Raw genomic sequence first — 15,183 nt, forward strand, 5'->3', positions numbered from 1 at the left:
TAAAGAAAGTAGAAAATTTAAATCGCATGAAGCAAACCGACAAAAATAAATGGCGAGCCATGCAAATTCAATATCGACTGAATTTGCGACACAAAGCAGAAAGTATTCAGCAAAACTGGATGGCACTGCAGCAAAACACCGATCCCGCTGCTTTGACGCAACTGCAACATCTCTCTCATCAACTTGCTGGTTCTGGCAGCATTTATGGCTTTCCGGATGTTTCTCGTTATGCCAAGTCGCTCAACCATTTGTTACAGAGTGTTGAACCGACTAAAGTCAGTAATGACACTACGATAAAACTGCAGCTCGCCGATTTAATTCAGGAGCTTAATAACCACTATACAGATGAATACGTTGCTGATGAGCCTGCAGTACCCTTAGCCGCGTTAGGTTTTAACCACGCTAAAATAGTGTTTGTTGATGATGATACTGACATGCTGCAGTATCATCGAGCGCCATTAGAAGCGGCTGGCTATCATGTTATTGAATTACAAGATATTAAGCAACTTGCTGCGACCGTTGCTGAACAGCAGCCGATTGCTGCAATTTGCGACATGGTATTCCCTGAAGGCGAAACGGCAGGAGCCGATTATCTAATAGCGCTGCGTGAGCAGCAAGGTATTAATTTCCCTGTTATTTTTATTTCTGCTTTTGATACCTTTGACAGCCGGCTAGCCGCAGTGCGGGCTGGCAGTAGTCATTTTTTAGCGAAACCGGTTTCTTCACAGGCATTAATTCAGATGCTGGCGAACCTGTTACAACCACAGGAAGCAAACCCTTATCGGATCTTATTAGTTGATGACGATGCCGATGTATTACGCTTTTATCGTCAAGCCTTACAGCTGGCAGGCTATCAAATTTTCTGTACTAACGAGCCCAAAAACGCCCTGACTTTAATGATTAAACACCAGCCAGAGTTGGTTTTAATCGATTTACATATGCCAGGTTGTCATGGTTTAGAACTAGGGCAAGTTATTCGCCAACACAATGAATTAGTCAACATTCCTATTGTATTTATGTCGGCAGACGAGAGCACCGATGAAAAACTCGCTGCCGTGCGTTTAGCAGGTGATGAATTTATTCATAAACCCATTGCCCCCTGGCGTTTACTTATGGTGGTTGAAGCCCGCGTTAAACGCAGCCGATTACTTCAACAGCAAAAGCGCCAAATTATGCGCCAGCCCGAACTAGTGCAGCACCTCGACACCCTAACTGCGCTGCCCACTTTATGGCTATTAAAAAAAGATATTGAGCATTTGCAGCAAAATCGCCAGCCTTTTTATATTCTTAAATTGAATCTCAATAAATTTCATTTGGTCAATGATGTATATGGCCATGGCACAGGTGATTTACTGTTGCAAACAGTAGCATGGAAATTAGCACAGCAACTGCGTGCAGAGGATAAATTGTATCGGCAAAATGGCGATGAGTTTTGGCTTTTAATTCACTCAGCAGATGTCAATGCAGTGCAAAAACTGGCAGAAAAATTGCTATTTCAACTCTCGCAACACTCCGAGGCGTTTCATACCAATATTAATTTATCGGCAAGTATTGGTTTATGCACTTCTCATGATCAAACAGCTAATGCCGATACATTAATGCAACAAGCCAATATGGCACAACATGAAGCCAAGAAAACACCGGGTTATCAAATTCGCTGCTATAACAGTGCGATGCAATCGAACATCAGCAAGCGTTATCAAATACAACAAAGCTTGAAACAAGCCTTATTAGACGAGGCGTTTTATCCCGTTTATCAACCTATCGTAAATAGCCAAGGGATGTTAAAAGGCTTTGAGTTATTGTCACGATGGCAGCACAGCGAGTTTGGTCCGATTGCTCCAGATACTTTTATCCCGCTGCTCGAAGAAGAAGGGCTAATTAGCCTACTCACCCAACAGATGTTGCATAAGGGCTTAGCGCAACTAGCCCAATGGCGTAAAACGCTGCCCGAATTGACGTTAAGTATCAATTTGAGTGTACCAGATATCGCCGATGCGCGGCTGCCTGAATTGCTTCAACAATTACTCCAAAAACAACAATTACCAGCAACAGCGCTCACCTTAGAAATTACCGAAAGCATTTTAATTCAACAAAAAGATCATATTACGAAGAAGCTAGAGCATTTGAAAATGCAAGGCTTTAGCATCGCTTTAGATGATTTTGGTACAGGCTATTCATCGTTAAGTTATTTAAATAATTACCCAGTGGATATTTTGAAAATAGACCGCAGCTTCGTGAGTAATTTATCCGACCCCAAAGCCAGACGACTCACCCTAGCGATCATTCATCTGGCCAAAGAACTAGAGTTAAAAGTGACCGCAGAAGGGGTGGAACAATTACAGCAACTCACCATTTTACAAGACGAATATTGCCATTTTTATCAAGGCTATTACTTTAGTAAACCCCTTACGGTTAACGAATTAGAGCAAAGCCAATGGCTAAAACCCTCTTCGCAATTACTTGATAATTAGCTGCACTGATCTAGCACATACATCAGATGCTGATATTCTAAACCACTGTGTTGGCTTAAACCGATTTCACAGGTTCGGCTACTGGATACCCCTCGTGAGCACTCACTTACTTGAGAAGCTAAACTAGATAAAGCCGACTCATTTAATTCAGGCATAAAGAAACCTTTATCTCCGGCAAAACCACAACAACTGATATTGTCAGGCAGCACGACCTGCTCGGTACAAGCGCGAAGTAATGTCATTAGTTTATCTGCTTGCCCTAACTGCTGCGCACTACAACTTATATGCAACGCAATGGGCTGGTTTACCTTGCTGAGTGTCAGCTTTGGCAGCACAAACTCTGTAATAAAGTCGATACTGTCATAGAGTTTTAAGCGTGGATCGAGTTTACCTTGCAAGGTTAAACTACAAGGGCTGGTATCCGAAAAAATAGGGATCTGACCTTGCAAACTATGGTGCAACAACCAGGCGTTAAGTTGCTGTTGCTGCTGTTGTTGCGCGGCAAATTGCCCCTTTGATTGCATTGGCATACCGCAACACTGACTGGCTAAATCGGGGGCCAAAATCAATTGATAGCCAGCCTTAGCCAGTAAGTTGGCACTTACCTCCTGTAGTGAACGGCCATCACTGCTACCTTTAGCAGGCCCCATCACTCGGTTACTACAACTGCTTAAATACAAAACCGGTTTTAAACCCGTTTGCTGGGGCAACACTGGCATGCGGTTGGCGGTGGGCATGGCACTGTGCCACATGGGTGTATTTTTACCCAGTACACCGTAAGCTAACTGCCCCACTCGCAAGCCCAACTTTGCCAACTGAGTTACTTTGGCAAATTGCGTAACGACTTGTCTTGAGATTGGCTGCCACGACTGATTATCTTTGCTGCGTAATTGCCGTGTTAAATCGCCCATATTGATACCCACCGGACAAGCTGTGCTACACATGCCACAAGCTGCGCAACTGGCATTACCCTGATAAGCATAATCTTTTGTTAACTGCTTTAAACGTGCCGGCGCTTGCCCTGTTGTTTGTAAATGGCTAATTTCTCTTTGCACCACAATGCGTTGTCGCGGCGTTAAAGTGAGTTTACGTGACGGACACACCGGCTCACAAAAGCCACATTCAATACATTTATCCACTAACGCATGAGTTGCAGGTAAGGCTTTTAGATGTTGCAGATGTAAGGTTTTATCCTGGCTAAGCACCACATCTGGGTTAAGAATATGCTTAGGATCGAATAACTTTTTAAGCTGCCACATAAGTTGATAAGCCGCACTGCCCCACTCCAACTCTACGAAGGGCGCCATATTGCGTCCAGTGCCATGCTCGGCTTTTAATGAACCACCATACTCAACGGCAACCAAATGCGCGACATCTTGCATAAACGCATCATAGCGCGCCACTTGCTCAGCGTCGTTAAAACTTTGCGTGAACACAAAATGTAAATTGCCTTCCAACGCATGCCCAAAAATAATCGCCTCGTGATACTGATAACGGTCAAATAATTGCTGCAATGCCTGCACACCCGCGGCGAGATCGGCTAACGGAAAAGTGACATCCTCAATGATCACCGTAGTACCGGTTTCACGAACGGCGCCCACCGCTGGAAACGTACCTTTGCGGATCGCCCACAATTGCTCTGATACCTTCGCGTCGGTACTAAAATCAACGCTTTGCTCAAGGCTGAATTGTGCAGATAAGGCGGCTATCTCGGTTAATTGCCGCTGCAAGGCCGCCGGTGAGTTAGCTCGGCTTTCAATCAACAAAGCGGCAGCACCATCGGATAACGTTTTAACCCAAGGGGGTAAACCGGCTTTACCTGATACCGAACGTAAGCTTCGTCTATCTAACAGCTCTACTGCCGCGACCGGCGCCGTTTTCAATAAACTCACTGCGGCACAGCAACTGACAATATCTGGAAAAACCCATAACGCTGTCGCTTTATGCGCATGATCAGCCACGGTGTGATAGGTGACACTGCTGATAAAACCCAAGCAGCCTTCGGAGCCCACCATTAAATGGCTGAGGATATCGATAGGATCGCTAAATTCGGTGAGGGCGTTCAGTGAAAACCCCATGGTATTTTTTAAGCGGTACTTATGGCGAATCTTCGCCAATAACTCGGCGTTTTGCTGAGTTTGCTGTGCCAGCTCGGCCAATTGACGCAGTAATGCCGCATGCGATTGCCGAAAACGCGCCACACTATCGGCCTCTTCGGTGTCTAGCACGGTGCCATCAAATAACACTACCCGCATTCCCGCCAGGGTATTAAAGCTGTTTTGCGCCGTACCACAGCACATGCCACTGGCATTATTGGCGACAATACCGCCAATTTTACAACTATTTATCGAGGCAGGATCCGGCCCTATTTTTCGACCATAAGGGGCTAGCCATTTATTCGCTTGTGCACCAATCACGCCGGGGCCTAAACGGATCTGTTCCCCTAAACCAAAAATGCGATATTGCTGCCAATTTTCGCCAAGCACCAATAATACGGAATCCGTTACCGCTTGCCCTGACAAGCTGGTACCCGCAGCGCGAAACGTCACCGCCACTTGGTGTTGCAAAGCCAGTTTTAGCAACGACACCACTTCAAGCTCAGATTCGACTCGCAACACCAATTGCGGATTTAAACGATAGAAGCTGGCATCAGTACCAAAAGCTAAGCAGGATAACGCATCGTCAAACCAGCGTTCACTGGGAATAACGGCACGGGCAGAGGCTAAAAAAGCAGGGCTAATAGCAGGGCGGCAACTCACAACATTTACCAAAGAAATCAGTTTTATACTAATTAACAGTTTTTTCGAACAGAGGCTAGCGCTTGTTGTGCTTTGCGGGTGATTTTACGAAGAAAAACCAATGAACTGCGGTATGCAGCAAAGCCAACGCTTAACAGCGCGTTAGCTTTGCTACGAGGGCGTTACTCTGCTGCTTTTGATACGCCAACCATAGCCGGACGTAACAAGCGACCATTTAACTCATAACCTTTTTGCATAACAAAGGTCACGGTATTGGGCGGTACATCATTTGACGGCTGAATGCTCATCGCTTGATGTTGTTCCGGGTTAAACGGCTGCCCCGCAGGGTCAATTTGCACCACACCAAACTTAGCTACGGTATCTAAAAAGCTCTTCATGGTCAGCTCTACGCCTTCAATGATGCCTTTAAACGCTTCATCTTCACGGTTGATAAAGTTCAGTGCGCGCTCAAGGTTGTCGGCAACGGGTAATAAATCACCGGCAAACTTTTCTAACGCAAACTTGTGCGCTTTTTCAACATCTTGGCTAGCACGACGGCGAGCATTTTCAGCATCAGCTTTAATGCGCAGCATTAATTCGTGTTGTTCGGCCAACTGGCTTTGCGCTTTAGCCAGTTCATCTTCCAGCTTAGCAATAATGGTCTGCTCAGAAGACAGCTCTACCGTATCGGTATTAGCATCGTTAGTGGCCTGATTCGTTGCTTCTGTGGGTTCGGAAGGCTTTTGTTGCTCAGTCATTGTTACAATACTCCAATTAATGTAGGGGTATTATGGGGATCAATTCTGCCGATTCAAGTTTAAATTTAATTGTGCCGCGCATCCTTCGAGTAAAGGGATTAATTTTGCGTAATCCATCCGCCGCGGGCCAAGCAAAGCGACAAAGCGATGTGGCTGCGTTTGATAGCTTTGGGCGATTAAACTTAATTGCGATAACTCAACAAATCCAGACTCTTTACCTAAAATGAGTTTAGGTTGAGCATCACGGGTGACCGTTTGTAACAACGTAATTAGACCCGAGGGTTGCTCCAGCATTTGCACGACTTGTTGTAATGCAGGGTTTTGCTGGTAATCCGGCGTTAGCAATAATTGATGTTGTCCATAAATCAAGGGTTGATGCTGCACAAACTCGTCTAAGCTTAATTGGCCTAACACTTTTTCAATAAGGATCTGGCCAAGGCCCGTTTCATTGCGCAAAATCGTGTTTAAACGCACCATGCCATCTTGCCATTGTCCACCGGCTAAAGCGGCATTAAGTAAGCACAACACCTTGCTCATGGTGGCGGAATCGACACTTTGCTCACAATTAATAATACGATGCAGGATGTCACCGTCTTCATCGACCACCACCAACAACAAACGATCGCTGGCTAAGCGCACTAAGTCCACTTGCCGCACTTCGCGCCCTGCGGCTTTAGGAGCGCTAACAATGGCCACACAACCGGTTAAGTTTGCTAATAATTGTCCGGCTTGTTGACACATTAATGACACCGGCAATTGCGGTAGTAAGCGGCTGGTTATTTCATGTTGCCACTTGTCGCTCAAGGGCGCTAGCTGCAGCATTTTATCAATGAATAAACGAATACCTAAAGTGGTAGGGATCCGCCCTGCCGAAGTATGCGGTGAGCGAATTAATCCTTGTTGTTCCAGTTGCACCATGGTGTTGCGCACCGTTGCAGAGCTCACATCGAGCTGTTTATGCTCAGCGATCAACTTTGACGCTACGGGCTGGCCATCGAGCAAATATTGCTCAACAATCAACTTTAAAATTAGCTCTGTTCTGCTTAATGCCACAGCCATGCGCAATACCTGTAATTCAGTTAAAGAGGTAATGGGGTTTTTATTTTCAAATTCAAGCAGTTTTGCATAATCGCCCGATAAAGCGGTTTTGTCTAAAGATGTTAAGCCCATAACGCTTTGCTCAAAAGCTTAGTTGATTGACAAGGCTGCAACTTCTTGTGGGTTATGTATATACTGAGCGGGTCTGGATAAGGAAGACTGTTGCTATGAGCTCTACATTTGCCAAAGTTGGTTTAATTGGAAAACCCCATCACCCTGGCGCGAATCAAACATTGGCCAGCCTTTATCACTTTTTAAAAACCCAAGGCCTCAGTGTATTTGTCGAAGAGCAAGTCGCTCAAAGCTTACAACTGGCTGATGCGGTGATCCTTGATTTGGTTGAATTGGGCAAAACCTGTGATTTAGCGATTGTGGTAGGTGGCGATGGGAATATGCTGGGCGCCGCGCGGGTGTTAGCCCGTTTTGATGTGGCTGTACTTGGCGTGAACCGTGGCAATCTAGGCTTTTTAACCGATCTGGCGCCTGAGAATTTTGAGCAACCGCTAAAAGATGTACTGGCCGGTAACTTTGTGACAGAGAAACGTAACTTACTGGAAATTTCCGTGCATCGACACGGCAGTATAAAAAGTAGTAACAGTGCGGTTAACGAAGCGGTGTTACACGCCGACAAAGTGGCGCACATGATTGAATTTGAAGCCTATATCAATAATGAATTTGTCTATAGCCAGCGCTCTGATGGTTTAATTATCAGCACGCCCACAGGCTCTACCGCCTATTCCTTATCCGGTGGAGGCCCTATTTTAACACCGGATCTGGATGCCATGAGCTTAGTGCCGATGTTTCCACATACCTTAAGTAGCAGACCCTTAGTCGTTTCCGGTAACAGTGAAATACGCTTAAAAGTCGCTGAAACGAATGATGCCCATCTGCAAATAAGCTGCGACAGTCATGTTATTTTGGCTGTTATGCCGGGCGACGATATCTATATTCGTAAACACCCCAACCCACTGCGCTTGGTGCATCCTCCGGGCTACAGTTATTATCATGTCCTGCGCAATAAATTAGGCTGGGGCAGTAAACTGTATTAACCGGCAAATATTTGTGCATCGACAACTTGCCAAAACAGAAAATACTGTATAGATTTACACTGTATACTTAAACAGTTGTCGGAGTGGATATATGCTGTGTCATCTTCATATCAGTAACTTTGCTATAGTGCGTGCGTTGGAAATTGACTGGGCCGCAGGTATGTCGACTATTACTGGTGAAACCGGTGCCGGTAAATCCATTGCTATTGATGCCCTTGCTATTTGTTTAGGAGAGCGTGCCGATGCGGCAGTGCTGCGCCCTGGTGCAGACAAAGCCGATATTGTTGCCACCTTCGATATTAGCCAACTGACTACCGCCAAAGACTGGCTACAACAACAAGATTTACTCATGGGCAATGAGTGTATTGTCCGGCGGGTAATCAGTGCTGAAGGCCGTTCACGCGGCTATATTAATGGCGTACAAGTACCGGCACAGCAGTTAAAACTTCTAGGGCAGCATCTGCTCGCCATTCATGGTCAACATGCACATCAATTACTGCAAAAAGCTGATTATCAACGCCAATTATTAGACGCTTTTGTGGGTAAGCCAGAGTTACAGCAACAAACACGTCAAAGTTATCGCAATTGGCAACAACTCAAGCAAGAGTTTAGCCAATTGGAGCAATCGCAGCAGCAACGTGATGCCCAGCGCCAATTGTTAGAATATCAAGTGGCTGAGCTCGATCAATTTGCGCCACAAGCCACTGAATTCAACCAACTTGAAGCCGAGCACAACCGTTTGAGCCATGGCCATACTCTACTGACACAAAGCCAACAATGCCTACAACAACTGTATGATGACGATAATCAAAATATTTATCGTGCGTTATCACATTTAACTCAGCAATTAGAGGAATTAGTTCAGCTCGATCCAGCTTTGCAAGATGTGCAAAACATGTTGAATGACGCTTTGTTGCAAACCGAAGAAGCCAGTCGTGAATTACGCCGCTATGCCGATAAAGTAGAACTGGATCCTGAGCGTTTACAAGAAATTGATGAGCGCATGGGCACTTGGCTTAATTTAGCTCGCAAGCATCAAGTTAATGTTGAAAACCTGGCCGAGTTACATCAGCAACTGAGCCAACAACTGGCTGAATTAACCGGCCATGACAAACGCCTAAACGAATTAGCACAGGCGATTAACCAAGCTGCAGACGTGTATCAAGTAGCGGCAACCAAGCTCACAGAAGCTCGGCAACTAGGGGCAACAGAATTAAGTGCGTTAATCACCCAAAATATGCACGAACTCAGTATGGCTAATGCCCGCTTTGCTATTGATTTACAAAATTTACCACTAGAACACGCTAGCGCCATGGGTTTAGATCAAATTAGCTTTACCGTTTCCACTAACCCTGGCCAGCCCTTACAAGCGCTGGCGAAAGTCGCATCGGGTGGAGAGCTGTCGCGGATCAGTTTAGCCATTCAAGTTATTTTAGCCGATAAGATCACCACACCCACCTTAATTTTTGATGAGGTTGATGTCGGGATCAGTGGGCCTGTGGCTGCCGGTGTCGGTCGCCTGTTACGCCAATTAGGCCGCAGCACACAAATTATTTGTGTAACACATTTACCGCAGGTCGCTAGCCAAGGTCACCAACAATTGTTTGTTGAAAAATATACTGACGGCCAAGCCACAGAAACACGTATGCGTCAGCTATCTGATGATGAACGTATCCAAGAAATTGCCCGTTTACTCGCCGGTGAAAACATCAGTGCCAATGCTTTAGCTAATGCTCGGGAACTATTATGTGCGCCTGTAGTCTGATTCAGGGTTTTTTCTGCACAGCTATCATAGGGTATGATAGCGTTATTCACTTTAAATTGATGATCATTATGAAAGCAGTATTAAAGACAGCATTACTCGTGGCCACTTTAGGCTTAAGCACGGCATGTAGCAGCTGGGTATACCGTATTGATATTCCACAAGGTAACTTCTTAGAACAAAAAGACGTGGATAAGCTACGAGTGGCAATGACAAAAGAGCAAGTTATTTATGTTTTAGGCAACCCTGTTGCCGCCAATCCGTTTGATACCAACACCTGGCATTATTTTTATGCTTTAAAAGGTGGTCGTGGTAACAACTTTGAAAAACGGCTAGTGGTCGAGTTTAAAGAAGACCGCTTAGTCAATATCAATGGCGACTTCACTAAACACGCTGACTTTGACAAACCGCTGGATATTTAGTTTTTAAGCAAAGCGACTTAGCTTATGAATACAAAAAACCACAGATGAAGCCTTTGCACTTAATCTGTGGTTTTGTTGTTTTGGGTATTCCCCTGTCGCTGCAGTATCTTTTTAAACCAGTGTTTAAATTTAGCGCTTTAGCGGCTTGGCAAAACGCCGCCAAAACGGCCTAAAATCATACAAACCACTGAGTTAGGTACGGTATCAAGCGGTAAGTGTACTCACTTATCAAACTCGGCATAAAGTCACTTCAGCCACTTTTCAAAAGTACCTGTAGTTAATTTGGCCGGCCGCCTGTTACTTTATCAGCGCGGCCTTCTTCTTTAGCTTTTTCTGCTCGGCGCCGCCGTAAATCTTTCGGATCAGCAATTAATGGGCGATAAATCTCAATACGATCGCCCTCTTTTACTTGATCGGATAACTTAACCGGCCGACTCCAAATACCCACTTTTTGCGACGTTAAATCGATCTGTGGGAATTGTTGTAAGATACCTGACTGCTTAATAATCTGTTCGATACTTGCTACACGACTTACCGCAAGTGTTAACAGCACCTGACGCTCAGGTAAGGCATAAGCCACTTCAACCGTAATACGATCGGCAGCTGCCGCCCCCGCACTGGAATTATCCATAAACTTGTTTTGCCCGTTGTGTAAAAGCCTGCACCATGGCCGCGGTTAACTCTTGAAAAATCTTACCAAAAGCAAACTGTATTAACCGACTAGAAAATTCAAACTCTAGCTTTAAAATCACTTTGCAGGCTTGATCGTTTAAAGGTTCAAACTCCCAGCCACCACGTAAATGTTTAAATGGCCCATCGACCAATTGCATCTCAATACGTTGAAAAGGATGCAAATGATTACGAGTTGTAAAAGATTGACCAATACCGGCCTTGGAAATATGTAACTTCGCCACCACCTCTTTCTCAGCACGACTAACTATGTTGGCAGCACTACAACCTGGTAAAAATTGCGGGTAAGCATCGACATCATTTACCAGTTCAAACATTTGTTGCGCGCTGTAAAAAACCAAGGCACTGCGCTCAATTTGTGGCATACTCACTCCCCTTACATCAGGCCACAGATTGTAACAGAATAACGCCCAGCGACAACCTTGCACCGTGTAGCCTGCATAACTGAATATGAATACATGATGGCTGCAACTAGCCAAAAAAGTGAATTATGAGTAAAAAGCAAACAAACAAAAAGAACAATGGCACCATCGCGCAAAATCGTAAAGCGCGCCATGAATACTTTCTGGAAGAACGGTTTGAAGCCGGTCTGAGCCTGCAAGGCTGGGAAGTAAAAAGTATTCGGGACGGTAAGGTTAACTTATCGGATGCTTATGTCATCTTACAAGATGGCCAAGCTTATTTGTTTGGCGCGCAGATCCAACCCTTGAATAACGCCTCTACCCATGTCATTTGCGATCCTGACCGCAGCCGTAAGTTATTACTGCATAAACGCGAGTTAATGAAGTTAATTGGTTTAAAAGAACGTGATGGCTATACCCTTATCGCCACGGCTATGTATTGGAAAGCCTGCTGGGTAAAATTAGAATTTCACTTGGCAAAAGGTAAGAAAAACTTCGACAAACGTGATGATATTAAAGATCGCGATTGGTCTCGTGAAAAAGAGCGCATGATGAAGCATTCAAAACGCTAAACTGGCTTTTTTTGATTCGACGCTTGAAAAGCGTGCAAGTGAACCTAATAAAGTAAAAATGTTTGTAGTAACGCACTGCTGTGCCATTGGTAATTAGCAGATTAAAGGCGTATACTAGAAACTCACTGAAGGTGTTAGTGTTAGACCACAGAATTCGGGGCTGATTCTGGATTCGACGGGACTCACGAAATCTTAAGTGCATGCCGAGGTGCGGTAGGCCTCGTAAAAAAGCCGCAAAAAACTAGTCGCAAACGACGAAAACTACGCAATCGCTGCTTAATAGGCAGTAGATAGCTCTTCCCCTCACGCATGCCTATAAGCTGAGACTCTGGAAGATCACCCCTAATAGGATCGCGTCGCGTCTTCGCCTGGAGACAAACCGTTAAAATCAATCAGGCTCGCCCGACGATAGCCTGCCACTCGGCGCTCATAGGGTTAACTAAATGAATGGCTAAGCATGTAGTACTGACGATCTAGGTTTTTCGGACGCGGGTTCAACTCCCGCCAGCTCCACCAAATGACGGACTAAGCCAGTCCATAACCGGCTACGAACCCAGCGTAATTGCTGGGTTTTTTATTGCCTGCCATTCGATGCTGGTCTACTATGTTCTAACAGATACCCCCTATGTTTTAGGGTATTTATGCGGGGTATTATGATCTGCGCCAAAACCGATACCCTAAGGCAAAAAAGTACCATTTTATCGGAGGATAGTTTAAAAGATGCTAGACATCCTCGAGACGAAGCCCGTAAGCAATTAGCACAAAGTATCGCACCCAGCGCAGAAATGCAGACCCGAAAGCTGGCAAATTATGAGTTCTCGAACAGTTTCAAACGTACTATTTCGTAAGCAACTGTTCTCATTCCCCCCAATAAAACATTGAAAACTGTTTTTTCATTATTTCCGCTCTATACGTTTTAGAGCTAGATTTCGTAGCCATGCCGTAACAAACGTGTAGCGGAATCAAGTGCTCTTCTCTTGGGTGACAATACCTAGCTCCTGGGGCCGACGTCCAATTTACAAGTCTTTCAAGTCTTTCCTGTTCTAACAAACTCACATCATTTATTGTTTCCCTGAGCCACTCATCAAAAGCAATATTATTGGCGAGCGCGCCTTGAGCATCTGGGGTAAAAAATGCACGTATATTGTGGAATGAAGAGCCAGATCCTAAGACCAGTAGATTATCCCAATTCAGCGATTTCAATGCATTACCTATCTGAATGTGCAGTAAGGGATCTAGAGTGTATTCTAAAGAAAGCTGCACACATGGAATATCAAATTCAGGGTACATGATCTTAAGTGGTACAAATAAGCCATGATCAAAACGCTGTTGATCATCTTTCGCAGCGTCGATACCGTGCTCTTTAAGTGCATTGAAAACACACTCTGCCAATTCTGGTTCACCCGAAGCGGGATATTGGATCTCATACGATTCTTTTGGAAACCCAACGTAGTCATAGATAATTCCAGGACTTATTCCTGACGTTACTGTCGGTAAACGTGCCTCCCAATGGGCGCTTATCACCAATATTGTGCTAGGTTTACCCACTTCTGCCGCGATTTCTTTTAGAGTTTTGATCATTTCGTCATGATCAGGATCTCCCAATAGCGGCATGGGGCCGCCGCCATGAGAAAGGTAGACAATATTTCGTTTCGATTTCATATAAATTCCGGTTAGTTTTAAAACCAAGGGCCTACAGGAACAATTCCCATTGGGTTCAGCGCCTTTATCGAGTAATAACCTGCCTTAATGTGTTCAATATTGACGGTGCTCTCAATGCCCTCCATCGACAAAATGCGATACATATAAGCATGGAGCTTTGGCATCTCTTTGATCATGTTTCGATTACATTTGAATAGCCCATAATAAGCAACATCGAATCGGATCAAGGTCGCAAATAAACGTATATCTGACTCAGTGAATGCTTCACCAAAAAGGAATTTACGCCCATCTGCTAGCTTTTGTTCCATCGAGTCGAGTGCCGTAAATACTTTTTCATAAGCCTCTTCATAAGCTTCTTGATTGGACGCAAAACCTGCCTCATAAACACCGTTATTGAGATTGGAATATATAGTCGTTGAACACATCAATTTGCCCCTCTAACTCCCTAGGTACCAAATCTAAACCTTCGCCAACAATCTCAACAAACGCGGTATTAAACATTCGAACAATATCCGCTGACTCATTTTTTAAGATAGTCTGTGTTTTTTTATCCCATAAAACAGGTACGGTTGCTCTGCCAGTAAAATCTGGTGTGACTTCGGTGTATAGCTCATGTAAATAGGTCGCCCCATTTAGATCATCATGGTCACTATCTTTAAAGCCACCAAACTTCCATCCTTGATCCATGAGTTTGGGATTAACCACTGAAACAGAAATAATATCTTCCAAACCTTTTAAGACTCTCGCCATTAAGGTGCGGCTTGCCCAAGGACAAATATAGGCAACGTACAAGTGATATCGATTAGCCTCCGCTTTAAAACCACCCTCACCAGTTATGCCGGGAGAACCATCGGCTGTAATCCAATGTTGAAATGAAGATGTTTGTCGTATAAAGCGACCTTTTTCATCCTTATTTTGAACTGGTTGCCAGTTCTCTTGCCAAACACCATTGACTAACATTGGCTAATACCGCCATAGAAATGGCCTTCCCGCTACACAGAAAGGCACTACTGATAAAAATCAAGCAGCTTGCTTTTAGAGCGAAAGATTATCTTTTAAAGCACAACCAACTACGTTTTTGTTATGACATTATCCACTGCATAACTTCCAGCTCCTTGAATGGTTAGCGCTACTGTTGCAGCTAACAAAGCAAGAGCAAATTCATATCCATTGTTTGATAAGAAAAGACCATGCTCAAAGTGCACGCTAAAAATAGCCACTAACATAGTAAAAGCACTTACCGCTGCAGCAGGTCTGGTTAACAAGCCAAGAATCAAGGCTATTCCACCAAAGAATTCTGCGCTACCTGCCAAGAGGGCCATCAAATACCCTGGCGCCAATCCGATACTTTCCAACCATTGCCCAGTACCTTCAAGACCATAACCACCAAACCAGCCAAACAATTTCTGTGCACCATGAGCAGCTAGGATAATCCCAACAGGTACTCTTAAAGCTAACGCAGCAACGCCTGCATCTGATTTCAATATATTATGTATAGTTTGCTTGTTTATCATAAAATTCCTCTCTAAGTGATTATTAAAGACTGACCGAGCTGAC

At 44.6% G+C, this 15,183-nt stretch carries 12 protein-coding genes, 1 other RNA gene and 1 pseudogene; 6 read left to right on the forward strand and 8 right to left on the reverse strand.

Annotation, left to right across the window (positions count from 1 at the left end; genetic code table 11):
• Positions 1-26 precede the first annotated feature (26 nt).
• Positions 27-2,474 (forward strand): putative bifunctional diguanylate cyclase/phosphodiesterase, encoded by a 2,448-nt coding sequence (locus ACUJFL_RS14655; RefSeq protein WP_445427883.1) that lies wholly within the window; start codon positions 27-29, stop codon positions 2,472-2,474.
• Here the strand turns inward: ACUJFL_RS14655 and ACUJFL_RS14660 are convergent.
• The 3 genes from ACUJFL_RS14660 to hrcA form a co-directional block, all read right to left on the reverse strand.
• Positions 2,471-5,233, reverse strand: coding sequence for an FAD-binding and (Fe-S)-binding domain-containing protein (locus tag ACUJFL_RS14660; RefSeq protein WP_445427884.1), 2,763 nt, complete (start codon positions 5,231-5,233; stop codon positions 2,471-2,473). The genes ACUJFL_RS14655 and ACUJFL_RS14660 overlap by 4 nt on opposite strands.
• Before the next feature lie 161 nt (positions 5,234-5,394).
• A complete protein-coding gene (gene grpE / locus ACUJFL_RS14665; RefSeq protein ID WP_226751178.1) occupies positions 5,395-5,970 on the reverse strand; it encodes a nucleotide exchange factor GrpE in 576 nt (191 codons plus the stop codon).
• 39 nt (positions 5,971-6,009) lie between these two features.
• The gene (gene hrcA / locus ACUJFL_RS14670) at positions 6,010-7,140 is read right to left on the reverse strand and encodes a heat-inducible transcriptional repressor HrcA (protein ID WP_445427885.1); all 1,131 of its coding nucleotides are present in this window, start codon (positions 7,138-7,140) and stop codon (positions 6,010-6,012) included.
• A gap of 95 nt (positions 7,141-7,235) precedes the next feature.
• On the opposite strand from hrcA, the gene nadK reads away from it, so the two are divergent.
• The 3 genes from nadK (at position 7,236) to ACUJFL_RS14685 (ending at position 10,301) form a co-directional block, all read left to right on the forward strand.
• Complete coding sequence (gene nadK, locus ACUJFL_RS14675) at positions 7,236-8,117, forward strand: NAD(+) kinase (RefSeq protein ID WP_226751176.1); 882 nt, start codon at positions 7,236-7,238, stop codon at positions 8,115-8,117.
• Between the two features lie 91 nt (positions 8,118-8,208).
• On the forward strand, positions 8,209-9,882 hold the full coding sequence (recN, locus tag ACUJFL_RS14680) for a DNA repair protein RecN (protein WP_445427886.1): 1,674 nt from the start codon (positions 8,209-8,211) through the stop codon (positions 9,880-9,882).
• 59 nt (positions 9,883-9,941) lie between these two features.
• A complete protein-coding gene (locus ACUJFL_RS14685) occupies positions 9,942-10,301 on the forward strand; it encodes an outer membrane protein assembly factor BamE (RefSeq protein ID WP_226751174.1) in 360 nt (119 codons plus the stop codon).
• Positions 10,302-10,578: 277 nt separating this feature from the next.
• On the opposite strand, the gene ACUJFL_RS14690 is transcribed toward ACUJFL_RS14685, so the two are convergent.
• Entirely contained in the window at positions 10,579-10,932 is a 354-nt protein-coding gene (locus ACUJFL_RS14690) for an RnfH family protein (protein ID WP_229586269.1), read from the reverse strand.
• Positions 10,925-11,356, reverse strand: a complete 432-nt coding sequence (locus ACUJFL_RS14695; RefSeq protein WP_226751172.1) for a type II toxin-antitoxin system RatA family toxin — start codon at positions 11,354-11,356, stop codon at positions 10,925-10,927. Before ACUJFL_RS14695 ends, ACUJFL_RS14690 begins: the two co-directional genes overlap by 8 nt.
• Positions 11,357-11,481: 125 nt before the next feature.
• On the opposite strand from ACUJFL_RS14695, the gene smpB reads away from it, so the two are divergent.
• Both smpB and ssrA read left to right on the forward strand, forming a co-directional pair.
• Positions 11,482-11,964 (forward strand): SsrA-binding protein SmpB, encoded by a 483-nt coding sequence (gene smpB, locus ACUJFL_RS14700; RefSeq protein ID WP_226751171.1) that lies wholly within the window; start codon positions 11,482-11,484, stop codon positions 11,962-11,964.
• Positions 11,965-12,120: 156 nt separating this feature from the next.
• Positions 12,121-12,480: a transfer-messenger RNA gene (gene ssrA / locus ACUJFL_RS14705) on the forward strand.
• A gap of 342 nt (positions 12,481-12,822) precedes the next feature.
• Here the strand turns inward: ssrA and ACUJFL_RS14710 are convergent.
• From ACUJFL_RS14710 to ACUJFL_RS14720, 3 genes and pseudogenes are all read right to left on the reverse strand, one after another.
• Entirely contained in the window at positions 12,823-13,626 is an 804-nt protein-coding gene (locus ACUJFL_RS14710) for a DODA-type extradiol aromatic ring-opening family dioxygenase (RefSeq protein WP_445425368.1), read from the reverse strand.
• Positions 13,627-13,643: 17 nt separating this feature from the next.
• Positions 13,644-14,586: pseudogene (locus tag ACUJFL_RS14715) on the reverse strand (glutathione S-transferase family protein).
• 110 nt (positions 14,587-14,696) lie between these two features.
• Positions 14,697-15,140: a DoxX family protein gene (locus ACUJFL_RS14720; protein ID WP_372340902.1), complete on the reverse strand. Its 444-nt coding sequence runs from the start codon at positions 15,138-15,140 to the stop codon at positions 14,697-14,699.
• Positions 15,141-15,183 lie beyond the last annotated feature (43 nt).

It is taken from the genome of Alishewanella sp. HL-SH05 (assembly GCF_052655985.1).

What these genes read in the sequence shown, in the direction of transcription:
- ACUJFL_RS14655 (WP_445427883.1), top strand. Translation starts at nt 27, where the DNA reads ATGAAGCAAACCGACAAAAATAAATGGCGAGCCATGCAAATTCAATAT.
- ACUJFL_RS14685 (WP_226751174.1), top strand. Translation starts at nt 9,942, where the DNA reads ATGATCATTATGAAAGCAGTATTAAAGACAGCATTACTCGTGGCCACT.
- nadK (WP_226751176.1), top strand. Translation starts at nt 7,236, where the DNA reads ATGAGCTCTACATTTGCCAAAGTTGGTTTAATTGGAAAACCCCATCAC.
- ACUJFL_RS14690 (WP_229586269.1), bottom strand. Translation starts at nt 10,932, where the DNA reads ATGGATAATTCCAGTGCGGGGGCGGCAGCTGCCGATCGTATTACGGTT.
- recN (WP_445427886.1), top strand. Translation starts at nt 8,209, where the DNA reads ATGCTGTGTCATCTTCATATCAGTAACTTTGCTATAGTGCGTGCGTTG.
- ACUJFL_RS14695 (WP_226751172.1), bottom strand. Translation starts at nt 11,356, where the DNA reads ATGCCACAAATTGAGCGCAGTGCCTTGGTTTTTTACAGCGCGCAACAA.
- hrcA (WP_445427885.1), bottom strand. Translation starts at nt 7,140, where the DNA reads ATGGGCTTAACATCTTTAGACAAAACCGCTTTATCGGGCGATTATGCA.
- grpE (WP_226751178.1), bottom strand. Translation starts at nt 5,970, where the DNA reads ATGACTGAGCAACAAAAGCCTTCCGAACCCACAGAAGCAACGAATCAG.
- ACUJFL_RS14710 (WP_445425368.1), bottom strand. Translation starts at nt 13,626, where the DNA reads ATGAAATCGAAACGAAATATTGTCTACCTTTCTCATGGCGGCGGCCCC.
- smpB (WP_226751171.1), top strand. Translation starts at nt 11,482, where the DNA reads ATGAGTAAAAAGCAAACAAACAAAAAGAACAATGGCACCATCGCGCAA.
- ACUJFL_RS14720 (WP_372340902.1), bottom strand. Translation starts at nt 15,140, where the DNA reads ATGATAAACAAGCAAACTATACATAATATATTGAAATCAGATGCAGGC.